This window comes from Clostridium thailandense (assembly GCF_019207025.1).
In the GTDB taxonomy this organism is placed as follows: domain Bacteria; phylum Bacillota; class Clostridia; order Clostridiales; family Clostridiaceae; genus Clostridium_AM; species Clostridium_AM thailandense.
In genome coordinates, this window is record NZ_JAEEGC010000031.1 from 1 (window position 1) to 25,867 (window position 25,867).

Annotated in this window: 22 protein-coding genes, 1 pseudogene and 1 other annotated feature; of the genes and pseudogenes, 18 read left to right on the top strand and 5 right to left on the bottom strand. The window is 30.7% G+C overall.

The annotated features are described in order from the left end of the window. Positions 1–140: 140 nt before the first annotated feature. Positions 141–860, bottom strand: a complete 720-nt coding sequence (gene rluF / locus I6U48_RS07165) for a 23S rRNA pseudouridine(2604) synthase RluF (RefSeq protein WP_218319758.1) — start codon at positions 858–860, stop codon at positions 141–143. 341 nt (positions 861–1,201) lie between these two features. Here rluF and I6U48_RS07170 point away from each other — a divergent pair, with 341 nt between their 5' ends. Continuing rightward, positions 1,202–2,716: an N-acetylglucosaminidase gene (locus I6U48_RS07170; protein WP_218319735.1), complete on the top strand. Its 1,515-nt coding sequence runs from the start codon at positions 1,202–1,204 to the stop codon at positions 2,714–2,716. A 57-nt stretch (positions 2,717–2,773) separates the two neighbouring features. On the opposite strand, the gene I6U48_RS07175 is transcribed toward I6U48_RS07170, so the two are convergent. After that, positions 2,774–2,962: a hypothetical protein gene (locus tag I6U48_RS07175; protein ID WP_218319736.1), complete on the bottom strand. Its 189-nt coding sequence runs from the start codon at positions 2,960–2,962 to the stop codon at positions 2,774–2,776. A 12-nt stretch (positions 2,963–2,974) separates the two neighbouring features. After that, entirely contained in the window at positions 2,975–3,217 is a 243-nt protein-coding gene (locus tag I6U48_RS07180) for a metal-binding protein (RefSeq protein ID WP_218319737.1), read from the bottom strand. Positions 3,218–3,389: 172 nt separating this feature from the next. Here I6U48_RS07180 and I6U48_RS07185 point away from each other — a divergent pair, with 172 nt between their 5' ends. The 12 genes and pseudogenes from I6U48_RS07185 to I6U48_RS07240 all read left to right on the top strand — a co-directional run bounded on the left by I6U48_RS07185 (position 3,390) and on the right by I6U48_RS07240 (position 15,213). After that, the gene (locus I6U48_RS07185; RefSeq protein WP_218319738.1) at positions 3,390–3,965 is read left to right on the top strand and encodes a nucleoside recognition domain-containing protein; all 576 of its coding nucleotides are present in this window, start codon (positions 3,390–3,392) and stop codon (positions 3,963–3,965) included. A gap of 51 nt (positions 3,966–4,016) precedes the next feature. Then, positions 4,017–4,535 carry a spore maturation protein gene (locus I6U48_RS07190; protein ID WP_218319739.1) on the top strand — a complete coding sequence of 173 codons (519 nt, stop codon included), beginning with the start codon at positions 4,017–4,019 and terminating at the stop codon, positions 4,533–4,535. Between the two features lie 443 nt (positions 4,536–4,978). Further along, positions 4,979–6,931 (top strand): annotated as a pseudogene (gene metG, locus I6U48_RS07195) (methionine--tRNA ligase); the annotation flags it as partial. 363 nt (positions 6,932–7,294) lie between these two features. Next, positions 7,295–8,095, top strand: coding sequence for a TatD family hydrolase (locus I6U48_RS07200; protein ID WP_218319741.1), 801 nt, complete (start codon positions 7,295–7,297; stop codon positions 8,093–8,095). Positions 8,096–8,366: 271 nt separating this feature from the next. Then, positions 8,367–9,407 carry a resuscitation-promoting factor gene (locus I6U48_RS07205; protein WP_218319742.1) on the top strand — a complete coding sequence of 347 codons (1,041 nt, stop codon included), beginning with the start codon at positions 8,367–8,369 and terminating at the stop codon, positions 9,405–9,407. 112 nt (positions 9,408–9,519) lie between these two features. Beyond that, positions 9,520–10,062 (top strand): ribonuclease M5, encoded by a 543-nt coding sequence (rnmV, locus tag I6U48_RS07210; protein ID WP_218319743.1) that lies wholly within the window; start codon positions 9,520–9,522, stop codon positions 10,060–10,062. A 1-nt stretch (position 10,063) separates the two neighbouring features. Next, complete coding sequence (rsmA, locus tag I6U48_RS07215; RefSeq protein WP_218319744.1) at positions 10,064–10,900, top strand: 16S rRNA (adenine(1518)-N(6)/adenine(1519)-N(6))-dimethyltransferase RsmA; 837 nt, start codon at positions 10,064–10,066, stop codon at positions 10,898–10,900. A gap of 88 nt (positions 10,901–10,988) precedes the next feature. Beyond that, positions 10,989–12,215 (top strand): DUF7922 domain-containing protein, encoded by a 1,227-nt coding sequence (locus tag I6U48_RS07220; RefSeq protein WP_218319745.1) that lies wholly within the window; start codon positions 10,989–10,991, stop codon positions 12,213–12,215. A 146-nt stretch (positions 12,216–12,361) separates the two neighbouring features. Next, positions 12,362–12,949 (top strand): hypothetical protein, encoded by a 588-nt coding sequence (locus I6U48_RS07225; protein WP_218319746.1) that lies wholly within the window; start codon positions 12,362–12,364, stop codon positions 12,947–12,949. Positions 12,950–13,126: 177 nt separating this feature from the next. Then, positions 13,127–13,918: a YhfM domain-containing protein gene (locus tag I6U48_RS07230; protein WP_218319759.1), complete on the top strand. Its 792-nt coding sequence runs from the start codon at positions 13,127–13,129 to the stop codon at positions 13,916–13,918. Positions 13,919–14,072: 154 nt separating this feature from the next. Continuing rightward, positions 14,073–14,918 (top strand): Mrp/NBP35 family ATP-binding protein, encoded by an 846-nt coding sequence (locus I6U48_RS07235; RefSeq protein ID WP_218319747.1) that lies wholly within the window; start codon positions 14,073–14,075, stop codon positions 14,916–14,918. Between the two features lie 106 nt (positions 14,919–15,024). After that, positions 15,025–15,213 (top strand): ferredoxin, encoded by a 189-nt coding sequence (locus I6U48_RS07240; protein ID WP_218319748.1) that lies wholly within the window; start codon positions 15,025–15,027, stop codon positions 15,211–15,213. 46 nt (positions 15,214–15,259) lie between these two features. On the opposite strand, the gene I6U48_RS07245 is transcribed toward I6U48_RS07240, so the two are convergent. After that, positions 15,260–15,436 carry a DUF3006 domain-containing protein gene (locus I6U48_RS07245; RefSeq protein WP_218319749.1) on the bottom strand — a complete coding sequence of 59 codons (177 nt, stop codon included), beginning with the start codon at positions 15,434–15,436 and terminating at the stop codon, positions 15,260–15,262. A gap of 224 nt (positions 15,437–15,660) precedes the next feature. On the opposite strand from I6U48_RS07245, the gene I6U48_RS07250 reads away from it, so the two are divergent. Both I6U48_RS07250 and nrdG read left to right on the top strand, forming a co-directional pair. Then, positions 15,661–17,769 carry an anaerobic ribonucleoside triphosphate reductase gene (locus I6U48_RS07250; protein WP_218319750.1) on the top strand — a complete coding sequence of 703 codons (2,109 nt, stop codon included), beginning with the start codon at positions 15,661–15,663 and terminating at the stop codon, positions 17,767–17,769. 93 nt (positions 17,770–17,862) lie between these two features. Continuing rightward, the gene (nrdG, locus tag I6U48_RS07255; RefSeq protein WP_218319751.1) at positions 17,863–18,381 is read left to right on the top strand and encodes an anaerobic ribonucleoside-triphosphate reductase activating protein; all 519 of its coding nucleotides are present in this window, start codon (positions 17,863–17,865) and stop codon (positions 18,379–18,381) included. A 42-nt stretch (positions 18,382–18,423) separates the two neighbouring features. Here nrdG and I6U48_RS07260 read toward each other — a convergent pair whose 3' ends face one another. Then, positions 18,424–19,056 (bottom strand): MBL fold metallo-hydrolase, encoded by a 633-nt coding sequence (locus tag I6U48_RS07260; RefSeq protein WP_218319760.1) that lies wholly within the window; start codon positions 19,054–19,056, stop codon positions 18,424–18,426. A gap of 271 nt (positions 19,057–19,327) precedes the next feature. Between I6U48_RS07260 and I6U48_RS07265 the strand changes: the two genes are divergently transcribed. The 3 genes from I6U48_RS07265 (at position 19,328) to I6U48_RS07275 (ending at position 25,794) form a co-directional block, all read left to right on the top strand. After that, complete coding sequence (locus tag I6U48_RS07265) at positions 19,328–21,124, top strand: N-acetylmuramoyl-L-alanine amidase (RefSeq protein WP_218319752.1); 1,797 nt, start codon at positions 19,328–19,330, stop codon at positions 21,122–21,124. 96 nt (positions 21,125–21,220) lie between these two features. Further along, positions 21,221–21,452 (top strand) — a binding site (T-box leader). A 91-nt stretch (positions 21,453–21,543) separates the two neighbouring features. Continuing rightward, positions 21,544–24,648, top strand: a complete 3,105-nt coding sequence (gene ileS / locus I6U48_RS07270) for an isoleucine--tRNA ligase (RefSeq protein ID WP_218319753.1) — start codon at positions 21,544–21,546, stop codon at positions 24,646–24,648. Between the two features lie 147 nt (positions 24,649–24,795). Beyond that, positions 24,796–25,794, top strand: a complete 999-nt coding sequence (locus tag I6U48_RS07275) for a LacI family DNA-binding transcriptional regulator (protein WP_218319754.1) — start codon at positions 24,796–24,798, stop codon at positions 25,792–25,794. Positions 25,795–25,867 lie beyond the last annotated feature (73 nt).

Below are 25,867 nucleotides of genomic sequence, written 5' to 3' on the forward strand. Positions count from 1 at the left end.
TTGTTCCCATAATTACCAGCTATACATACATAAAAAGAACATCCATAGATTTGATTTACACAAATCTATGGATGTTCCCTAAATATTATGTTAGCGATAACAAAACATCAAATAATAAAAATGAAAAAAATTAGAGGCTTTTACAATGAAGCCTCTTCTGTTTTTATAGAATTAGAAATTAACTTGTTTATAGTATCAAGCTCATCTGCTGTAAGATACCTCCATTTACCAATAGGAAGATCCTTCAATTTTACGTTCATTATTCGTAGCCTCTTGAGTTTGGTAACATTATAGCCAAAGCTCTCGCACATTCTTCTAATTTGTCTATTTAAACCTTGAGTTAAAATTATTCTGAAAACATGAGAGCTTTCCTTGGTTACTTTACATGGTTTAGTGATGGTATTTAGAATTCTAACACCTGAAGACATGCCAGTTATAAATTGAGAATTTATAGGTTTATCTACAGTAACGATATATTCTTTTTCATGGTTATTTCCAGCCCTCAATATTTTATTTACTATATCTCCATCGTTAGTTAAAAAAATTAAGCCTTCAGAATCTTTGTCTAATCTTCCAATTGGAAATATTCTTTTTGGATAATTTACAAAGTCTATTATGTTATTCTTTATTTTTTTTTCTGTGGTGCATGTAATTCCCACTGGTTTGTTAAAAGCAATATATACACGTCTATCCTTCTTGGTTAAGAATTTTCCATCAATTTTTATATCATCCTCAGAAGTTACTTTATCACCTATAACGGCCAATTTTCCGTTTATATAAACTCTATTTTGTTCAATAAGTTTGTCAGCCTCTCTTCTAGAACAAATTCCTTTCTCACTGATAAATTTATTTATTCTCATAGAGAGTTCTATTTTTTGATGTTTAATTAAATTTTTATTCAATTTATATATAATCTCCCTTCTGATTTAAAACACATAAAATTATTAGTGCCTAGATAAATCTATTTATAGTTAAGTAAGCGTGCATCAGTACTAGTTTTTAGACATATATTTATTATAACTAAATTTTAGCCTCTTATCTATAAATTAAATCATATAATGGCCTATTTTAGAACTAATTAAAGATTTCACTACATAAACTTGTTTTGGGATAATTAGTTGGTATAAAATAATATTGGAAAAAAACTTAAATGTTTTTTATAATAGTATAGTAAGGATATATAATTTTGGGGGGGATAATTTTGGGTAAAAACATAAAAAGCTTTCTTTTTATATTAATTTTTATTTTAGGAATAGTTCAATTTAAAGCATCAGCTGCAGAGTCTTATTTGGACAAGGTTCCTAAAACAGATATAAGTACAAGTAAAGAATGGATTATAAAATTTAATAATAATTTAGATTCAACTACAATTAATAATAAAAATATAACAGTTACGGATGAAAATGAAAAATCGGTTCCAGTCAGTATATCACTAGGAAGTAATCCCAACTTAGTTGTTGTAAGTCCTATAGTTGCAGGATATGACCCAGGAGCAAAATATAATTTAATAATTAGTAGTGATGTTAAATCAAGCTCTGGCCAAAAATTAGCTAATACAGTAAAATTGCAGTTTACTACATCAAACAGATACATAGATTGTACAAGCTATGAAGATTTACCAGAAATAGATTCAATGAAATTTGAATACACACCTCTTTTGTCGAATCAAAAGCAAGGATTTTTTATAAATGCTAAAAATACAGATGAAGTTCAATATAGGGTTTTTGTACATAGTTATACAGATGACAAATCGGTTTATGAAGAGTTAACTGATGGCTATACAACCTTAAATAATGGCAAGATAACAGCATTGAAAACTCTTACAGCTGATACTAATGGAACAAAATATAAGGTTATAATATATGCTAAGAGAAAAAATGTACAAGGAGCTCATAAAGATTCCAATACAGATTATGATAATTATTATACGGACTATATGAGATGTATAAACCAAGTAGATACTGATAATTCAACGAATACTACTTTTACTAGGTATGATGTAAGTATTGATGAAATGACAAACACTCAAGCTAATTTAACTGATAAAGCCGTGTTTGTTGAGACTAATAAGTTTGATAATGCAGCGAGCAAAAATCAAATTGAGTATTACGTAAATCCAAATAACTTTTTAGATAACTATGGTAAATATCAATTTCTAAAATTAAGTTATACTGATGGTATTACTGCTGATAATTTAAATAATATTCTACAAGGAAAAGGGATATTAGAAGGAAAAGGACAAGTATTTTTAGATGCAGCTAAAAGTAATAATATAAATGTAGCTTATTTAGTGGCACATGCTTTGTTAGAAAGTGGAAATGGGACATCGGTTTTAGCTAATGGAGGAGCAAAAGACAGTAATGGTAATTATATTTATGGTGTTCCGGTGTATAACTTTTTTGGAATAGGTGCCGTTGACTCAGACGCTATTGGTGGAGGAACTAAAACAGCTTATGATAATAAATGGTTTACTCCAGATGATGGAATTAAGGGTGGAGCAAATTGGATAGCTGCTAGCTACATAAATAATGCTAAATACAAACAAGATACTATATATAAAATGAGATGGAATCCAGAAAAACCAGGAGAACATCAATATGCAACAGATATATCTTGGGCATTTAAACAAATACCTAAGACTATAGATTGTATGAAACTTGTTTATGATCAGGTACAAAATGTTACATTAAATTTTGATATACCCAAGTTTAAGTGATATAAATAATAAGAGGTTAAGTTTCTAAATAAACTTAACCTCTTATTATTTATAGTTTTAATCAATAATTCCCTCATCTTTTAATATTTGTTCAAGCTCTTGAATTTTAACTGTAAGAAAAAGAAATTTATCTTTTATATCGTCCTTAGAAAGCTTTTCTTCCACAAGAGTTTTCTCCATAGATTCAATAGTTACTAAGGCTTCGTCGATATCTTTTTGAGCTAATTTCAAGTTATTTTCTTTCATTACAATTCTCCTTTAGTTTAGTATATTTTTAGCTTTTTTAAGGCTATTTTCATCTATAAAAGGTGCACAAAATTCAAAAGTTTTTTCATATCCGCAGTTTGAACAGATGCAATCACAAATGTCATAAGGAACACCATCTACCACATTTATTTTCAAATCTTCAGCTATGTAATCACCACCACAAATTTCACAAGGAGTATCATTTATAACTGAAAATTCACTTTCTATATATTTCATAATATCTTTAATGGTCATTTGGAACCTCCAATAAAAAAATAGTATACAAATTAAATGGTAGCACTGTTAGAAGGGATTTTCAATATAAAAAATTTATATTAATTAAAATACCATAGTTTTTCTATGTAATACTAGTGTTAATTATTCATATACATTAATTAACTGAAAAATTTATAAGGGGAGAAACTAAATGATTAATATTGTGTGGTTTTTCATTTTAGCTTTTGGCATATTATTCGGAATTATCACAGGTAGAGGTACAGAAGTATCTAAAGCCATTGTTGCATCTACGGATTCTACAGTGAAGCTTGTTATGGGTTTAGCTGGAATTATGTGTTTATGGTGTGGAATTATGAAGATTGCAGAGAGAAGCGGACTCACAGATAAGCTCGCAAAAGTGCTGAGACCGATATTAAAAATATTGTTTAAGGATGCAGCTAAAGATGAGAAAGCTATGGGTGCTATAGTTATGAATCTAACTGCTAATATGATGGGACTTTCAAATGCAGCAACCCCTTTTGGAATAAAAGCTATGCAGGAATTAAAAAGGCTAAATAAGACTAATGATACCGCAAGTGATGACATGGCTTTATTCTTAGTTTTAAACGCTGCATCTATACAGTTGTTTCCTACTACAGTTATATCTATACGTGCAGCTGTGGGTTCAAGTAATCCAGCTGAAACTGTTATACCAGCTATAGTAACTACAACTACAGCTGCAATATTTGCAGTTGTATTGTGTAAAATACTCGAGAAACATTTTTAACTTTAATAGGTGATCTAACAAAAAGAGATATAAACTATTAGGAGGGATCTGATGAATTACATAATAAAGGCAATTATACCTATTATCATATTTTCAATAACAACATACGGAATGGTAAAGAAAGTTAAGGTTTATGAATGCTTCGTAGAAGGAGCTAAAGAAGGATTGATGATATGTGTGAGAATTTTTCCTTATCTTTTAGCAATGCTTGTGGCAGTAGGTGTTTTTAGGGAATCCAGAGCATTGGATTACTTTATAAATTTAATTAAACCTGTAGTTAAGTTAATAGGATTACCACCGGAAGTAGTACCACTTGTATTAATTAAACCTTTATCAGGAAGTGGTGCTCTTGGAGTTTTTGCTGAACTACTAAATAATTTTGGAGCCGATAGTTACATAGGTAGGGTTTCGTCTATAATAATAGGATCAACAGAAACGATATTCTATACACTTACTGTATATTTCGGAGCTGTCGGAATTAAAAAAATAAGGCATACTTTATGGGTTGCGGTTATGGCAGATATGATATGTGTAATAATGGCTGTAACACTTGTAAGACTTATGTTTTAAAATTATAAAAAAATTGTGAATTTTATCCGGTTTTAGTCCTATGATGGAATAAATAAAATAATTTTGGACATTATTATTTATAAAGAATAAAATTTAATAAATATATTGACACTATAAAATATATGGCATATTATAATGTTAAAGTGCTATGAAGGAAAGAGTAGTAAATTAATATGTCTTAAAGAGAATCGGATTAGGTGAAAGCCGATGACAAAGGAATTTATGAACATGGCTCCAGAGCAGATTATCTGAAAATTAGTAGGGTGATACGGAAGCGGCCGTTATACTGCAAGGTAATAAATAACTTTATAATTTATGAATAAAGTTTGAGTTACTTATTAAGATTTTTACTGTGAGGTAAGAATGAAATAGAGTGGTAAAGCGTAATTACGCCTCTATATGAATGGAAATTCGTATAGAGGCTTTTTTATTTTTACAATAAAGGGAGGAATAAACAAATGGACAAAAAAACATATTATATTACGACGCCTATATACTATCCATCAGCTAAACTTCATATAGGAAATACCTATACAACTGTAGCTGCAGATGCATTAGCAAGATTCAAAAGACTTACAGGCTATGATGTAATGCTTTTAACAGGAACTGATGAGCATGGTCAAAAAATTCAGAGATTAGCAGAAGGAAAAGGAGTTAAGCCTAAAGTTTATGTAGATGAAATAGTGGCGGGAATAAAAGACTTATGGAGCATGATGAATATAAGTTATGATAAGTTCATTAGAACAACAGATGACTATCATGTGAAAGCAGTTCAAGATATATTTAAAAAGTTATACGACCAAGGAGACATATATAAAGATTCATATGAAGGGTGGTACTGTACACCTTGTGAATCCTTTTGGACAGAAACTCAGCTAGTAAATGGAAACTGTCCTGATTGTGGAAGACCAGTTGAAAAAGCAAAGGAAGAAGCATATTTCTTTAAAATGTCAAAATATGCTCCAAAGCTTATAGAATATATAGAAAGTCATCCAGAGTTTATTCAACCAGAATCAAGAAAAAATGAAATGATAAACAATTTCTTAAAACCAGGACTTCAGGACCTTTGTGTTTCAAGAACTTCATTTGATTGGGGAATACCTGTAACTTTTGATGAAAAACATGTTATATACGTTTGGATAGATGCGTTAGCAAATTATATAACAGCATTAGGTTATGGAAATGAAAACACTGATTTATATAATAAATACTGGCCAGCAGATGTACATCTAGTTGGAAAGGATATATTGAGATTCCATACAATTTATTGGCCAATTATGCTTATGGCACTTGGAATTCCTCTACCAAAGCAGGTATTTGGGCATGGTTGGTTGCTTGTTGATGGAGGAAAAATGTCAAAATCAAAGGGAAACGTTGTAGATCCTGTCGTTCTAGTAAATCATTTTGGAGCAGATCCAGTAAGATATTATCTTTTAAGAGAAATACCATTTGGAGCAGATGGATTATTTAATAATGAAATATTCATAAAGAAAATAAACTCTGATTTAGCCAATGATCTAGGGAATTTATTATCAAGAACATGTGCTATGGTAGAAAAATATTTTGGTGGAACAATTTCAGCTCCTATAGCTAAAGAAGATATAGATGATGAACTTATAAGGCTTGCGTTAGAAACACCTAAAAAAGTTGAGAAAAGTATAGATGATTTAAGAATTCCAGAAGCTCTTGACAGCATATGGGAACTTATTGGAAGAGCTAACAAATATATTGATGAAACAACACCATGGATACTTGCAAAAGATGAAAGTAAAAAAGAAAGACTTGGAACTGTCTTATATAACTTAGCAGAGGCTTTAAGATTCGCATCAGTATGTATATCAGCCTTTTTACCGGAAACTAGTGAGAAAATAAATAAGCAGCTTAACGTAGATGTTACTACTTGGGATAGTCTGGCTGCATTTGATGGAACACAAGCAGGAACTAAGGTCAATAAAGGAGAACTCTTATTCCCAAGAATAGATATAAATGAAAAAATAGCAGAATTAAATAAACTTAAAGAAGAACAGGCTGATGCAAGTAAAAAGGTTGAGATTCAACAAATAAAAGAAGAAATAACGATAGATGATTTTGAAAAAATAGATTTAAGAGTAGTTAAAGTTTTATCCTGTGAACCTGTAAAAGGTGCAAATAAGTTATTAAAATTAAAAGTAGATTTAGGCGGAGAGGAAAGGCAAGTAGTTTCAGGTATAGCTAAATATTACAAACCAGAGGATCTAGTTGGAAAATATGTTGTATTGGTGGCTAATTTAAAACCTGTAACACTTAGAGGAGAAACATCACAAGGCATGATACTTGCAGCTTCTACTGAGGATGATAGTAAGTTATTTACAGTAAGCATTCCTGGTGAACTTCCAACAGGGAGTGTAGTTAGATAATATTAAAAATTGGAGTCTTATCCTTACTTTTATAAGCATGGATAGGACTCTAATTTTTATTAAAAAACTTTGTTGTAGTAATAAGAATTTTGTACAATAATGGAATGATGTTGTAAATAACATGTTTATATTATAAAATACTTATAACAATTAAATTTTCTTATAAAACTTAATAATAACCATTTTTGAATTTTTTATCAATAAACAAGTATGATTTTAAAAAGTAAAATTTTAAAGAATCAGTGAAGTTTTAGAGAAAAATCAGCCAAATATATTATAAAATGAATTTGACTATATGATTATATGTAATAAAATGGAAATATGTTTGGTAATTACTAAATATTTTGAATGGAGAATTTCAGTATGGAAGAAAATTTACTAATAGATAAGAATATAAGTATATTTGATGCACATGCGCACTATGATGATGAAGAGTTTGATGAAGATAGAGATTTAATCATTGAAGAAATCAAGAAAAACGATGTAATTGGAGTTTTAAATTGCGGAGCATCTTTAGAGGGGTGTATAGAATCTGTTAAGCTTGCAGATAAATATGAGTTCTTTTACGCTGCAGTAGGAATACATCCAGAACATGCAGATGATTTAGACGAGCATGTTGTTAATCAATTAAGAGAATTAGCTAATAACAATAAAGTAAAAGCTATAGGCGAAATAGGTCTTGATTATTACTATGATGAAAATCCAGATAGGGAAACTCAAAGAAAAGCTTTTATAAAGCAGATGGAACTCGCAAAAGAACTTAACTTGCCTGTAATTATACATGATAGAGATGCTCATGAAGATACGTTAAAAATAATAAAGCAGTTTCCAGGAGTGACTGGAGAAATACATTGTTTTTCAGGAAGCTTAGAATTTGCAAAAGAATGTTTAAAGTTGGGGTACTATATAGGAGTAACAGGAGTTGTAACCTTTAAAAATGCTAGAAAAATAATTGAAGTTGTAAAAGAGATTCCATTAGATAGAATCTTAATAGAAACAGATTGTCCTTATATGGCACCAACTCCATACAGAGGAAAAAGAAATAGATCAGATTATATTAAATATATAATGGAAAAGATAGCTGAAATTAAGGGATTGGAGGTTGATGAGATAAGTTCTGTAAGTATTTTTAATACAAAAAGCTTGCTAAATATACAAAAATAGTGTAAAATGGTTATGCGATTTTTAAACTTTAATCGTGTTTCGATATTTAGGTGATTAAATGCTTATTTAAAGCATATATATTATAATAAGTTTTATAAATTCCACCTAAAAATAAGAGTAGACTGTTTTGGAAAACAGCAATCATAATTTTTATATTTTTAAGATTTATGCACAGGGTTGCATTAGACAGTCTAAAAAGCATGAGCGATATTTAGGAGATATGGCTTATATTTGAAGCATAGTGTCGTTCTTGCCTGAAGGAGGTATTCTAATGGTGGAAAAAATAAAAAATTACTTAAAAAGACAGTTATCAAGCGGTCCGAAGGTTATTTCAGCAGTATTGCTAGTTTTAGCTATTTCGACAGTAGCAATTTACAGCATGAGAAAAACAGTTATAGTTTCAATAGACGGAAAAGAGCAGAAAATTACTACATTGAGTAGTAATTACAAGAGTGCATTAGGCAACAATAGTATAGTTGTAGGACCTAAGGACAAGACGGTTCCAAGTTTAGACAGTAAAATTAAAAATGGCGCTAAGATTTCTATTAAAAGAGCAGTAAATGTTCAAGTAGCTGTTGATGGAAAACAGCTGACTATAAAATCTGCAGAAGATAATATTGAAAAAATGTTAGAAGCAGAAGGAATAGGACTTCAAGACTTTGATAAAGTAAGTCCATCAAAAAACGAAGCGCTTAAAGACGGATTAAAAGTGTCAGTAGTAAGAGTTCAGACAAAAGAAGTAAAAGAGATTAAGGCAATAGATTATGCAACAGTTGTTAAAAAAGATGATGATACAGAGCAAGGATCCAACAAGATACTGCAAGAGGGACAACCAGGAGAAAAGGAAACTATTTCAAAAGTAGTTTACGAAGATAATAAGGAAGTTGGAAGAAAAGTAATAAGTGAAACTATTAAAAAGCAACCTGTGCAAAAAATTGTAGCTATGGGCACACTAGGTGTGTATACTCCATCTCGTGGAGGAAGAGTTCTTTATAAAGATGCTATAAGGATGAGATCTACAGCATATACTTCGAATTATGCTGATACAGGTAAAGGTCCTGGTGATGCAGAATTTGGAATAACAGCATCTGGAACTGTAGCAAAAAGAAATGGAGATAGTTACAGTTCAGTAGCCGTTGACCCAAGAGTTATCCCACTCGGTACTAAGCTTTACATTGAAGGGTATGGATACGCTGTTGCAGAAGATACTGGTGGAGCTATAAAAGGTAATAGGATAGATTTATTTTTTAATTCCAGTTCAGAAGTAAGAAGCTGGGGTGTAAAATGGGTTAACGTTTATGTGATTAAATAGGAGCATATGCTCCTATTTTTTCTTGGTATAAAAATTTTAATTATTTATTATAGTTATGTTATTATAGTTTTGAGATAATAATTAGCATTTTATGCTTTCATGGAGGAAAAATATGATTAAAGAAGTTATTGTAGTTGAAGGAAGAGATGATATTACTGCGGTTAAAAAAGCAGTGGATGCTGAAGTCATAGCCGTTGGGGGATTTGGAATAAATAAAAAGGTTATTGATAGAATAAAAGAAGCTCAAAAGAGACAAGGAGTAATAGTTCTTACTGATCCAGATTTTGCAGGAGAAAAAATAAGAAAAATAATATCTAAAAGAGTTCAAGGAATTAAGCATGCATACATATCACAAAAAGATGGAACAAAGGATGGTGATATTGGAGTCGAAAATGCAGAACCGGAAATTATAATTAGAGCTTTAGAATTTGCTAAGTGTGAGGTAAAGGAAAAAAGAGATGAATTTAATGTAGATGATATGATTTTTTTTGGACTCACAGGAAATAATAATTCAAAGGAAAAAAGAGATAAACTTGGGAACGAACTAGGTATAGGCTATTGCAATGCAGCTCAATTTTTAACGCGTCTCAATAATTATGGCATAACAAAAAAAGAGTTTATAGAAGCTATAAATAAAATAGATAGGGAGAAATAATATGGAGAATTTATCTACTAAGGATATAGTTAAAAAATATGAATTCAGGTTTTCAAAAAGTCTTGGACAAAACTTTTTAATAGATAATTCTGTTTTAGGTGATATAGTAAACAGTGCTGAAGTTAATAAAGAAGATCTAGTAATAGAGATTGGTCCAGGTGTAGGAACATTAACTAAAGAACTACTTAAAAAGGCCAAAAAAGTTTGCGCAATAGAACTCGATTCAGATTTAATACCTATTTTAAATGAAGAACTTAAAGAGTTTGATAATTTTGAGCTTATACATAAGGATGCTCTAAAGGTAGACTTTAAGGAGATCATAGGAAAAGAAGACAGCGTTAAAGTTGTAGCTAATTTACCATACTATGTAACTACGCCTATAATTTCTAGACTTTTAAATGAGCAATATAAATTCAAGTCTTTAACTATAATGATACAGAAAGAGGTTGGAGAAAGAATCGCAGCAAAGCCTAATACTAAGGAATATGGTGCTCTTTCAATTCTTGTTCAATATTATTGTGATATAGATATAATTAGAAGAGTAAGTCCAGCATCATTTATACCCAGGCCTAAAGTAGATTCTATAGTATTAAGATTAAGCAAACTTGATTCACCTAGGGCTGAAGTTAAAGATAAGGATATGTTTTTTAAAGTTGTGAGACAATGCTTTAATATGAGAAGGAAAACTATGTGGAATGCTTTAAAAGGGTTGAAGCTGCCTGGAGAGACTATAGAAAGTGCTTTTAAAAATGCTGGAGTAGATCAAAAAAGAAGAGGGGAAACATTATCAATAGCCGAATTTGCTAGATTAGCAGATTCTATATGTGAATTATTATAATCTTTTTTACAACTTTTGTACTATTTGTTCACTTTTTGCATGTTATCTCATATATTATAATGAATAAAATATATGGAGGTACAGGTAGTTGGTACAAAAAAAGAGTTATAGTAGGTATTTTATAATATTACAGGAAGATGAAAAAGGATACTCTTTAGCTTCTGACAAATTAGCGTCAGGATATACCAAGTTAGAAGTGAAAAATGATAAATGCAAAATATCATATTATGTACAAAATTTAAAAAAAGAAATGGCACCCTATTATATGATGCTAATATGCAATAAAAAAGACGTTAAAAAGGTGATTAAAATTGGAGAGATGAACATAGATGATTATGGTAGAACAGACATTTGTTACGAGTATCCAGTAGAAAATGTAGCAGGAAGTGGTATATCTGTTGATAAGGTTTCTGGTGCAGCTATAGTTAAATTGCTAGATAACAATATAATGTCTGTCATGAGTGGATTTGCTACTACTGATATACCAGAATGGAAAGCATTTGAGATAACTGAGGATAAAACAAGAGAGGTAAAAGAACCGATAAACAAAGTAGAAGAGCCTCAAAGCATATTTGATAAATATGAGGAGAGTATAGAAGCGGCTAAAGATAATGAGATAGTAAGGCAAGATGGAATTAAACAAACCGAAGATATAGTACCAGAAGAAAAACAACAAAGTGGACTTAATGAGAACAATCCAGAAGATAATACATTTGTTCGTGAAGAAGAGCAATTAGGTAACAGTGAAACTGAAGAGACAAATTTAGAAAATAAAGTTGTACGAGAAGAGGTTATAGAAGAAAAAACTCATATAGAAGAAAAAGGCCATGAGGATTTAAATAATGAAGAGCTTTTCAGAGAACAGAAAAAAGAAGACGATATTAGCAGTTATAAAAGAGACGTAGCTAGGGACTTCTTTATGGATTTAGTTGAAGGCTTTGGAGAAGTTAAAAATATAGATACAGACATAAAAAGAGTTAAATGGTATAGAGTGCCAGTAAATCAATTAGAAGATATGTATGACATGTCTAATTATAACAAGTATACTATATTATATTATCCTATGATGAGTTATCATCCTTATTTTAAAGACTATGAGCATTATATAATTGGTTATAAATATGATAAAGATGGAAGGGTAAAATACTTAGTTTATGGAATACCTGGACATAAGAATAAAGGGCATCAACCATACGGAGGAAAAACTGGATTTGTTACGTGGGTACCTGCAAATTACAGAGATGACAAAGAATTTGGATACTGGCTCATGTTTTATGATTTTAGGACATCAACCATTGTGGTACCAGCAAAATAATAAAATATAGTTTACTAAAATAGTACTGAAAATATTTAATATTTTCGGTACTATTTTCATATAATTAATTAAATCCAATATATAACCTTTATAACATAGGAGGTGTGGACAAATATATATATATTCTTATATAAGGTGGTACTAAGATGAAACTCATAATAATAAACAGAAAAAGATTAGGTGTTACAATAATAATGATAGGTCTCATGTTTATTTTGTTAGGCTTTGAAAAAAATTTTGATACAGGTCTTAAATTTACTGCACTTATACAAAACAACATAAGTTCTTTGAAAAAATATCAAGCATTAGATAATAATCTAAGTTACAAGCTTCCAGGTGAGTGGAGAACCAATCAAAAAAGTTTTTCTGGAGAAGACATATTATACCATAATGATTTTATATCAAAAGATTCTAAAATTAATGGATTTGTAGAAGTATGGAATTTAAAAAAGGATCTAAGAACCTTTTTAGAAGAAAGTAAAAAAATATCTAGTGAACAAAATCTATATAAGGATTATAACATTGCACCTGTAATTATAAATAACAGAGACGGGTATATAGTTGCTTATACTATAATCAATGAAGAAAATGAAGAATTTAAAGGATATGAATATTTTTTGAGAGACAAAAATAAGTTTTTCAGATTTTCATTTTTTATAAGAGAAGAAAACTTTAAGGAAAATATGCCGACTATTTTTAAAACAATAGTACAAACATTAGAATATAAAGATTAGTAAACTAAGTGTAAACTCTCTTGAGACATGTATTACAAGAGAGTTTTTTTATATTAAATATGTTATAATGTATAAAGCAAAAACTTTGAGTAATAACTAAGGTTTGGGAGGTAGTATTAGTTGGCGAAAAGAATTAACAATTTATCAGATATAAAGAAAATATTTTTAGCAGTTTTTATGATGGTTTGTGTATTTTCTACCGGATGTACGAAATTAGATGAATTGAAGGTAAAAGCCGGTCTTAAAAATACTGATTTTGAATATATAAAGCAAGGTAAAATCAAGAAAATTGTAATACGAAGCACTAGGGATCAAGGATTTGGATTTGTAGTTGCTGATAAAAAAGTAATGGATGAACTATATAATATATTGTCAACAGCAAAGGCTGCACCTCAAAAATCTTCGTTAGAACCAGATTATGTTTTTGAGATGGTAGAAGGTAGCAACAAAGTACATAAATTTAATTATGTAGCAGGCCTAGACAAAAAGGATTCGGGAAATCTTTATGGTGATGATAAAATTTATGTTGTTTCTAAGAGAATAGATAATGATATAATAAAGAGCTATTGGACCATAAGAGAACCTAAAGATTTTAAAGAGGTATATTACGGATCGATAATTGAGGCATTAAATCAATACTTAAAGGATAAAGATAAAAATAAGGCTGTAGGAATAAATTTGAAGGAAGATGTAGAGTCGGCAAAATTTATATTATCTACAGAATTAGAGAGTTTTAAGGAAGATTTAAAAGATAAATTTAAAAATGTAAGTATTGCAGATAAGGACAAAGAAAACTATGATGTTTGGATGACCGTGAAAACGCAAGGATATAAATCTACTTTGTATAAAGCAACAGCTGTGTTCTGGGATAAGGCTGAAAAAAGTGAAAAAAAATATTATATTTACAGCAAGTATGAAAATAATAGATGGAATGTTAAAATATCAGCAGAAAAGCCGAATGGGTTTTAAAATACTATGGATTTATTTCTATAGTATTTTTTTTATGCTTAATTGGTAAAAATAACAATTATAGTGTTATAATTATTATGATTTGAGTAATGGAGAAAACATTACCATTTAAGTATCATAATTTAAGGGTATATACATAAGGAGGAATAAAGAAATGGGTAATTGCAATAGTTGTTCAAGCAAAGGTAAATGTAGTGATAATAGCGAATGTGCAGGATTAGTACCTAAGTATGGTAAAATAAAACATATAATAGGTGTTATAAGTGGAAAAGGTGGAGTTGGAAAATCTACAGTTACAGGAATATTAGCAGTTCAGTTGAAAAAGTTAGGATATAAGGTAGGTGTATTGGACGGAGACATAACAGGTCCATCTATGCCAAGATTTTTTGGAATAAATGATAAAAGGTCCGAAATTAAGCAAGTTGGAGAGAGTGAAAATGTAAAATTTACTCCTGTAGAAACCTCTAAAGGAATTAAAGTTATGTCGTTAAATTTGTTAACTGAGGAAGAGGAAGCACCTGTTATATGGAGGGGTCCAGTAATTACTGGTGTCTTAAAGCAGATGTATAGTGATACAGAATGGGGAGAATTAGATTATCTTCTTATAGATATGCCACCAGGAACTGGAGATATAGCTTTAACTATAATGCAAGAGGTTCCTCTTGAAGGAATGATAATAGTATCAACTCCTCAAGAAATGGTATCAATGATAGTTAAAAAAGTAGTTATTATGGCACAGAAAATGAAGATAGGTCTAATTGGAGTAGTAGAAAATATGTCATATGTTACATGTGGAAAGTGTGGAGAGAAGGTTAGAGTATTTAGTAAAAAATCAGCAGAAGAACAAGCAGGATATTTAGGATTACCTCTATTAGCTGAAATGCCAATAGACCTTGATTTAGTAGAAAATATGGAAAATGGGAATGTTGAGGACTATATAAGTAAATGCGAAAATTATGAAGCTTTCTTAGATAACTTTAAAAGTAAAGTAGGTATATAGTATAACTTTTTTAGAAAATATATATATTAGTTTTAGCATAAATAAATTACTCTTGGAAAATAATAATAATTGTATAAATTATTATAAAAGTACAGGAGGAAAACAAATGAGAGCAGTAGTTGATAAGGATACTTGTATAGGATGTGGATTATGCCCATCAATATGTCCTGAGGTTTATCAAATGGATGATGACGGAAAGGCAGTTGCAATATCAGAAGATGTTCCACAGGATGTAGAAGATGGTGCAAAAGAAGGAGCGGACAGTTGTCCAGTTAACGCTATTTCAGTAGAGTAAAGTTAAAATAAAAACTAAGAAAGCTTGAGCTTTCTTAGTTTTTATTTTAAAAGAAATTATTTAATTTATCATTCGTCATTCTTATAGGTCTAGGCTCAATATTTACCGTATCTCCAACTTTAGAGCCAGGAGGAAGATGAGAAACACCAATATCCATAGTAGTACCATCCTGAAAGCTTATAAAAGCATCTGTGACGTTCATATCAAGTATTTTACCAGTCATCCATATCACCTCTACCATAGTTTTACTTTTTTATATACCAATTATTCATTAATATCAAATAGCAAGTCATACAATACAATAAAAAATAAAAGAATATGAAGATAAAGCAAAGTAAACAGATATAATATACTCTTAACATTAATTTAAAAATTGATTTAAAAATTTTCTCATAGTATAATAGCAAAGTACTTAGCACAATATATGGTAGTTTGGAGGTATGAAGTATGCTACATGTTGTGAAGAGGGATGGTAGGAAGGTAGAGTTTGACTCTATTAAGATAACCAATGCTATAAAAGGCGCCTCGGAAGAAATAGGATATGAATTAAAAGAAAGTGAGTTTATAGATTTAACTCAAAAGGCAATAAAAAAAATAGAAGAACTGAACCTAGAACAACTTAATGTTGAAGAAATACAAAACATAGTTGAGAATACTCTTCTTGAAAATAACTATAGAGAAATAGGAATTACATATTCAAATTATAGAAGAGAGCGAAACAAAATAAGAGAAATAAAGTCTGACTTGATGAAAGCAATAGAAAAAATAGGAGTAGAAACAGATAGAGACAATGCAAATGTAGGAAACAATTTTAGTTCAAAACTATTAAGAATAGCAAGTGAATCAAATAAGTGGCATAATTTATCTTCTATGCCTAAATATTTAGCTAAAGCTCATGAAAATGGTGATATATATTATCATGATTTAGATAGTTACAATTTAACTACAAATTGTTTACATATACCAACTAGGGAAATACTTGAAAGAGGTTTTAATACAGGATACGGAACTATAAGAAATCCCAAAAGAATAGAATCTGCTGCGGAACTTTCTTGCATTTTATTGCAATCAACTCAAAATGATATGTTTGGCGGACAATCACATCCTGATTTTGACAATGATATGGGAGTATTTGTAGAGCCAACTAGAAAAGAGATAATAAAAGAACTAAGAGAGCTAGAATTGGAAGAAAATAAAATAGAAAAGCAGGTAGAAAAGAGATTAAGAAGAAATATAGAGCAAGCAATGCAGGGAATAGTGTATAACTTAAATACAATGCACAGCCGTGCAGGAAGTCAGGTTCCATTTTCATCTATAAATATAGGAATACCATATTCTAAGGATGCAGCATTAATTTGTGAAATATTCTTACTTGAATATGAAAAAGGACTAGGTAACGGAGAACAACCTATATTTCCTAATATAATATTTAGGATTAAGAAGGGGGTAAATGGGAATCCAGAAGATCCATACTATTACTTGTTTAAGCTAGCTTGTAGAGTGGCAGCTAAAAGAATGAATCCAACCTTTATGAATTTAGATGCAGACTTTAATAAATTTTATTATGATAAGGGTATAGTGCCTGCTACTATGGGATGTAGAACATATATATGTTCAAATGTGAATGGCGAGCCAGGGACAAAAGGAAGGGGAAACATAGCTCCAACAACAATAAATTTACCTCGACTTGGCATTTTAGCTAAAAAAGATATAAGTAAGTTTTTTAAGCTTTTAGATAGTAAACTTGATTTAGCAAAAGAAGCCCTAATGCATAGATACAATGTTTTAAAAAGATTGAGAGTAAAAGATTTACCGTTTGTAGCAGGACAGGGGCTGATGAAGGGGTCAGAGAACTTAAGACCAGATGACTCAATAGAACCAATATTAAAGCAAGGAACATGGGTTATAGGTTTTATAGGTCTAGCTGAAACTTTGATAGCCTTAGTTGGAAAGCATCATGGAGAAGATGAACAATCTAAGGAACTTGGTATAAAAATAGTTTCCTATATAAGACAATATACTGACAGATTGGTAGAAGAAACTCACTTAAACTGGAGTTGTTATGCTACACCAGCTGAAGGACTAAGTGGTAAGTTTATATTACAAGATAAAAAAGTATTTGGTGAACTTCCAGGAATAACAGACAAGGAATATTATACTAATTCCTATCATATACCTGTATCATACCCTATATCAATAAAAGATAAAATTGATATAGAAGGCCCATATCATAAGCTTTGTAATGGAGGACATATAAGCTATATAGAGCTAGATGATTATCCATCATCAGAAACAATTATGGATATACTAAATTATGCTTATAATAATACAAACATTAATTACATAGGTATTAATTTTCATATAAGATACTGTAAGGATTGTGGAACATACCTTCATGGTGAAGAGACATGTACAAAATGCGGAAGTAAAAATATACAGGGAATATCAAGAGTGACAGGGTATCTTTCTTTAGACGAAAGATTTGGATCAGGAAAAATAGCAGAAAGAACAGACAGAATATCTCAAGGAACTAATAAACATATATATACGTTTTAATAGTAAATATAAAATCAAACTTTTAAAAAATGGAAATTTTTACTCTGTCTTTTAAGGCTTAGTAGTAATTATATGTAAGGGAGCTAGTTATTTATGAGTAAAAGCTTTGTTAGATTAGCGGGGATAGCCTATGAAAGCTTAGTTAATGGACCAGGACTGAGAAGAGTATTTTTTGCACAGGGCTGTAGACATAATTGTAAAGGATGTTTCAATCCAGATACACATAGATTCGATAGTGGAGAGCTTAAAGATATAGATGAACTTGTAGATAACGTTAAACTGAATCCAATGCTTAAGGGTGTCACTTTTTCAGGAGGAGATCCCTTTGAACAAGCAAGGGAGTTTGCGTGTATTGCTGAGAAAATAAGAATAACAGGATTAAATATATGGTGCTATACAGGATATACCTTTGAATATGTTTTAAAACATATGAATAATGAGAACAACTGGGATAGACTTATAAATAATATAGATGTTTTAGTAGATGGAAAATTTGATGAAGGCAAAAAGGAATGCAAACTAAAATTTAGGGGATCAAGTAATCAGCGAATCATTGATGTAAAGAAAAGTATCAACTTAAAAAAAGCAATAATTCTAGACTCTATAAATTGAAAATAATTTAAAAGCAGCCTTCCTCGATTGGCTGCTTTTAAATTACTTATAATTAAGAATTTTCACCTGATTCTCTCCGATTAACTTTTCATTTATAGATAATTTGTTAAGTCCTATCTTTTCGCCATTTTTCATATGAGTTAAAAAGTCTTCCAAACCATCTAATTGAAATGAAAGTGCAGCAGTACTATAGTGCATAGGAATAATTATATGGCTGTCTATATGTTTAGCCAATTCAGAAGCTTCTTTACCATTTATCGTATAGTTTCCACCTATAGGTATAAGAAGTACATCTATTTTTCCTAGACTTTTTACTTCATCCTCAGATAGTATATAACCTAAATCACCTAAATGACAAATTCTATATCCATCCATTTCTATAATAAAGATCATATTTTCACCACGTTTAGCACCTTGCATTTTATCGTGATAGGAAGGAATTCCAGCCACTGGTATATCACAAAGGTAAAAAAAGCCTGCTTTATCTGCAATATGATTGAATTTTACTTTTTCTGTATAGCTGTGATCAAAATGATAATGGCTTATAGTAACTATGTCTACTTCACCTTGAAAAATAGGATAACCAACACTTTCATCAAAAGGATCCATTAAAACTTTCCTTCCCTTTGAGTCTTCTACTAAAAAAGATGAGTGACCAAGCCAAGTTATTTCCATAAAAGCACCTCTTTCATTCTTATTCAATTATATTATATCCTGATTAATACATATTAAAATAATTAATTGTTGATATTTTAAGTCGATTGCTGTTTCTTTTATAAAATAATGTAAATAAAGAGTAAAGTTTAATTTAATATTAAAGTATATTAGATTTTGGGTGTAAAACGTGGACTAATTGTATTATAATAGATACAGTAGGGACTTTATGAAAGTATTCCATATTAAATCAAAAAAATGATGAATTTTTAAATAAATAAGGGGTGGTTGTTTGAAGAATAAAGGAATATACGTACTCTTTATGTCAATGATAATTTTTATACTCATGACATTCATAAAAGTAAATGTTGTACAAGCAGATACTATTTATGATGACCAAGGAACTAAGACGAATATTGAACTGGATAAATCATGGACGATAAAATTCAATCAAAAATTGGATGCCAACACGGTTAATAGTTCATGTATCACCGTAACTGATGAAAATGGACAAGATATAGGAGTGGACTTGAATTTAGGCAGTGATGGAAGTTCAATTGTAGTAACACCTAAAGTTCAGTATAGTTTTGGAAAAACCTATAATTTAGTCATTAAAGATGGGTTAAAGGGAGAGAATAAAAGTAATTTAATAAAGCCAGCTAAAATGACATTTACTACAAAAAATAATACAGTAGATAACAGTCAAAAATTAACTGTATGCATTGATGCAGGACATGGCGGGCCTGATTTGGGAAGTGTAAGTCCGTCTGGTGTACAAGAAAAAGATATAGATTTATCTATAGCATTGAAGGTAGGCAAAATCCTAGAGAATAATGGTATAAACGTAGTTTATACCAGAAAAGACGATAATGTTTCATGGAGTAAGGATAATCTACAACCTCGTTTTGATATAGCTAATAATGCAAAGGCTGATTTTTTCATAAGCATACGCTGTAACACTTATCCTGATAATCCTGAAGCGGGTGGAACAGAGACATACTATAGAGACTCTGATAGTCGAGGACAAAAATTAGCACAAACTATCCAGGATGATCTGATAAAAAGCACATCACTTAACAATAGAGGCATAAAAGTTGGATTAGATCAGCATCAAATATTAAGAGGAACTACAGGAACTCCAATAATGGTAGAATTAGGTTTTATGAGTAATGATCAGGAAGCAAAACTACTTACAACCTCTGATTACCAAAATAAAAGTGCACTAGCTATAGCTAATGGAATACTTGAATGTCGTGATTTAAAAAATTCAGTCAGCACAGAGATAAGTTCAGTGCCTGATACTACAGCTAGCATAATTGTAGGAAGGAGTTTTAGTCTTCCAACAACAGTGAACGCTACTATGAGTGATGGAAGCGTTAAGAAAGTTAGTGTAGTATGGAATTCAACAACTGTAGATACATCCAAGGAAGGTGTTTTTACATATGAAGGAGCTACAAATGGATATGCGAAAAATGTAAGGCTTATATTAACTGTAGGTACAAAGTCAAGCGATACAGTGCCAGTAATATGTATTGATCCAGGACATGGATTGGGAAGTGATACTGGAGCTACTGGAATAAATAATCTTCAAGAAGATGATGTTACTCTAGCTGTAGGATTAAAGGCTGGTAAGATACTAGAGAATCATGGAGTCAAAGTGGTATATACAAGGACAGAAGATATGCGTTCAACTCCTATGGATGTTACAAGCAGTCTTCAAAGGCGATGTGATATATCCAATAATGCAAATGCTAAATATTTTGTATCTATTCACAACAATTCTGCGGATGCTGAATCGGCTTCTGGTACAGAAACTTGGGATAACCCGGGTAATGAAGAAAGCAGCAATTTAGCGCAAAATGTACAGAATAGCATTGTACAAGAAGTTGGAATGTATGACAGAGGCTTGAAGGATGGATATGGAAGAGGTCTTTATGTTATAAAGAATACAGATGCACCAGCAATATTAATAGAACTAGGTTTTCTAAGTAATAATGGAGATAATGCAAAATTAGCTAGTGATGAGTATCAACAGAAGTTTGCACAAGCTATAGCAGACGGAATATTAAAAACTCTTGGAATGCAATAGATGCTTTGTACTAAAAAGTTTCTCGGTGAAAATTGACAATAAAATAAACTTATAATATAATATAAGGAAATTGTAATAAAATATAATTCATATATTAAAAAAATGTTGAACAGGAAAAGTATTTAAATCTATGTTACTTACAGAGAGTGGAGAAGGGTGAAAATCCACAGGAAAGGTTTAAGAAAATCACCTGGGAGTTAAAGAGCTGAATAAGATTAAATCTTTAGTAAGTTTTTTCGTAGTTCTGCGTTAAAGAATAGAGTATGTTTGTGCTTGAATATTTTTCTTACCCATAGGTGGTATAACGAATTTAAACTTCGTCCTATTTGGATGAAGTTTTTTTATTTATAAAAAAACGAATTTAAGTATAAAAATAGTTAAAAAGTAAAAAATTACAATATGCGGAAAGGAGTTTAGTTATGTATAAGAAAATTGATAGTTCCAGAAGTTTTGTTGATATGGAAAAAGATGTAATGAAACTTTGGGAAGAACAGGATGTAATTAAGAAGAATTTCGATCTCAATAAAGGTGGAGAGTATTTTACTTTCTATGATGGACCACCAACAGCAAATGGAAAACCTCATATAGGACACGTTTTAACTAGAGTTATGAAGGATTTAGTTCCTAGATATAAAGTTATGAAAGGTTATAGGGTTCTTAGAAAAGCTGGTTGGGATACTCACGGACTTCCAGTCGAGCTCGAGGTTGAAAAAACATTAGGAATCTCGGGTAAACCTCAAATCGAAAATTATGGGGTAGAAAAGTTTATTCATAAGTGTAAAGATAGTGTTTTCACATATGTAAGCCAATGGGAAGAAATGTCTAAAAGAATAGGATTCTGGGTTGATATGGATGATCCTTATGTAACTTATCACAACACTTATATAGAGTCTGTTTGGTGGGCGCTAAAGCAAATATGGGATAAGGACCTTTTATATAAAGGTCATAAAATAGTACCATATTGTCCTAGATGTGGAACAGCGCTTTCATCTCATGAAGTTTCACAAGGATATAAAGATGTAAAAGAAACATCAGTTTATGTTAAATTTAAGTTAAAGAATGAAAATAAATATATGCTTGCTTGGACTACTACTCCTTGGACTCTTCCAAGTAATATAGCATTAACACTAAATAAGACATTTGACTATGTTGAAGTATTAAATAAAGAAGAGCATTTAATACTAGCAGAAGGGCTTTTAGGAAAGCTTGAAGGAGAGTATGAAGTATTAAATAAATTCAAAGGTGAAGAATTATTAGGGTTAGAATACGAACCAATGTTTGATTTTGCTAAACCTGAAGGAAAGGCATTCCAAGTTGTACATGGAGATTATGTAACTTTAACTGATGGTACAGGAATTGTTCATACAGCACCTGCATTTGGTGATGATGATAACATGACTTGTAAAAAATACGGCTTAGCATTCATTAATCTTGTAGATACACAAGGTCGTTTCATAGATGAAGTTACACCTTGGAAAGGTATGTTTGTTAAAGATGCAGACCCTAAGATTGTTCAATACTTAAAAGAAAAAGGAATATTATATAAAGACGAGAAATTCTTACACTCATATCCATTCTGTTGGAGGTGTGATACACCTCTACTTTACTATCCAAGAGATACTTGGTTTATAAGAATGTCATCTTTAAGAGATAACCTAGTTAAAAATAAGGATTCTGTAAATTGGTATCCAGATAACATAAGAACAGGCAGATTTGGAAACTTTGTAGAAAATGTTATAGATTGGGGATTAAGTAGAGAAAGATATTGGGGTACTCCTCTTCCTATATGGGAATGTGATTGTGGTCATAGAGAATGCATAGGAAGCATAGATGAGCTTAAAGAAAAAGGAATAAATGTACCAGAAAACATAGAACTTCACAAGCCATATATAGATGGTGTTAAATTAAAATGTTCTAAGTGTGGAAAAGAAATGAAAAGAGTCTCAGAAGTAATAGACTGCTGGTTTGACTCAGGAGCGATGCCATTTGCTCAGCATCACTATCCATTTGAAAACAAAGAACTATTTGAGCAAAACTTCCCAGCACAATTTATTTCAGAAGCTGTTGATCAAACAAGAGGATGGTTCTATACATTAACGGCTATATCTACGGTATTATTTAATAAAAGCCCATTTGAAAATTGTGTGGTTTTGGGTCACGTACTTGATAAACATGGTTTAAAAATGTCAAAGAGCAAAGGAAATGTACTGAGTCCAACAGTAGTTTTAGAAAATGAAGGAGCAGATGCCACTAGATGGTATTTCTACACAGCTAGTGCACCATGGCTGCCATCAAGATTCTATGAAGAAGCAGTTCAAGAAAGTCAAAGGAAATTTTTAGGAACTTTATGGAACGTATATTCATTCTATATTTTATATGCAGATTTAGACAAATTTAATCCATTAGACTATAAGGATTTTGTAAGTGGAAACGTAATGGATAAATGGATTATGTCAAGATTAAATTCTTTAATTAAGGAAACTGAAGAGCACTTAGATAATTATAGAATTACACAAGCGGCTCTTAATATTGGAGAGTTTGTGGATGAACTTTCAAATTGGTATGTAAGAAGAAATAGGTCAAGATTTTGGAGTGAAGAATTAGCAGATGATAAAATTGGTGCTTATGTGACACTATATAGAGTTCTTACTACATTAAGTTTAATATCTGCACCATTTGTACCATTTATGACAGAAGAAATTTATCAAAATCTTGTTGTTAACCTTGATAAAAATGCACCAGAAAGTATTCATCTATGCAAATGGCCACAATATAGCGAAGAACTTGTAGATAAAGACTTAGAAAAAGATATGGAAGAAGCATATAGAATAGTTAAGCTTGGAAGAAGTGCTAGAAATGCTGCTAATATAAAAAATAGACAGCCGCTTTTAGAAATGCTAGTAAGTGTTAAGACACTTCCTGATTATTATGGTGATATAGTAAAAGAGGAGCTGAATATTAAAAAAATAGTATTTGGAGCAGATTTGTCAAAGTATGTTAGCTTTGATATAAAACCAAATCTTCCTGTACTTGGAAAGACATATGGTAAATTAATACCACAAATAAGAAAAGAGATATCTTCCATGAATCAAATGGAACTTGCACAAAAAATTAAAAATGGAGAAATGGTATTAGTTTATGTAGATGATACAGAAATAGAACTAAATGAAGAAAATTTACTTGTGACAATGCAGGGACTAGAAGGTTTTGCTTTTGCTGGTGAGGGAACTATAGGTATAGTTTTAGAGACTACTATAACTGAAGAATTAAAAGAAGAAGGAAATCTTAGAGAAATACTAAGTAAAGTTCAAAACATGAGAAAAGAAAGTGGTTTTGAAGTTGCAGATAAAATAAACCTATACGTTTCAGGTAATGAAGCACTAGAATTTGTGGTTAAAAAGCATGAGGACACAATTAAAAAAGAAACTCTTGCAGTTGAAGTTATGTATAATAGTGACAGACAATACAATGAATGTAAGATAAACGGAGAAGACTTCAACATAGCAGTAGAGGTAGTTAAGTAGATACATGGCCATATAAAAATGTGTATAGGATATTAATATCTTATACACATTTTTAATGTATATTATAAATTAATAGTAAAGTAACTTGTAATAAAAACGTTTTATAAGTATAATAATTAAAAAGAAAAAATATCGGGAGTTGATAAAATGGCAGCGTCAATTAAAGATGTAGCAAGAGAAGCAGGAGTATCAATTGCTACAGTTTCAAGGGTATTAAATGATGTAGATGTAGTAAATGAAGAGACTAAGAAAAAAGTTTTAGAAGCTATAAATAAATTAGGATATAGACCGAATATAGTAGCAAGAAGCTTAAAAACACAAAAGACAAGAACGATAGGAATAATTATACCAGACATATCAAGTCAGTTTTACCCTGAAATTGTAAGAGGGGCAGAAGATGTGGCAAACATATATAATTACAATATAATGTTATGCAATACAGATTTAGATCCAGAAAAGGAAATGGAGTATTTAAGAGTATTAAAAGAAAAGATGGTAGATGGAGTATTATATATGAGTACCTCCCTCGAAGCCAATATTTTAGAACTTATAAATGAGCTTCAGCTTCCAGTAGTCTTAGTAGAGACTACAAGTAAAGCAGCAGATATTCCTAGCGTATCCATAGATAATGAAAAGGCTGGATTTGATGGAGTAGATTATTTAATTAAAAAAGGTAATAAAAGAATAGCATATATAGGAACTCATGAAGATGCAGAAAATGCCAGTGCTTTAAGGTATATAGGCTATAAGAAGGCATTAGAGGACAACAGTATAGACCTAAACGAAGATATTGTATACTTTGGTGGATTAAAGGCACAAGATGGATATGAGGCTATGGAAAATATTTTACAAAAAGAAAATATTGATGCTGTATTCTGTGCAAGCGATGAAATTGCTATGGGTGCAATAAATGCATTGAGGGATAAGGGAATAAACGTTCCAGGAGATGTAGATGTTATAGGATTTGATGACATTTATTCGGCATCTATTTTTTATCCAAAGCTTACGACTGTAGCACAACCTATGTATGATATGGGATCAGTAGGAATGAGAATGCTTATAAAGATTATAAACAAGCAGGAAGTTGATCAGAAAAATTATGTCCTAAGACATCGGATAGTAGAAAGAAACTCATGTAAAAAGTAGTAAAGTAGATTATACTTAAAAGTATGATTTAACCGTAAGATCATCTTAATAATCTTACGGTTAATACTTATGT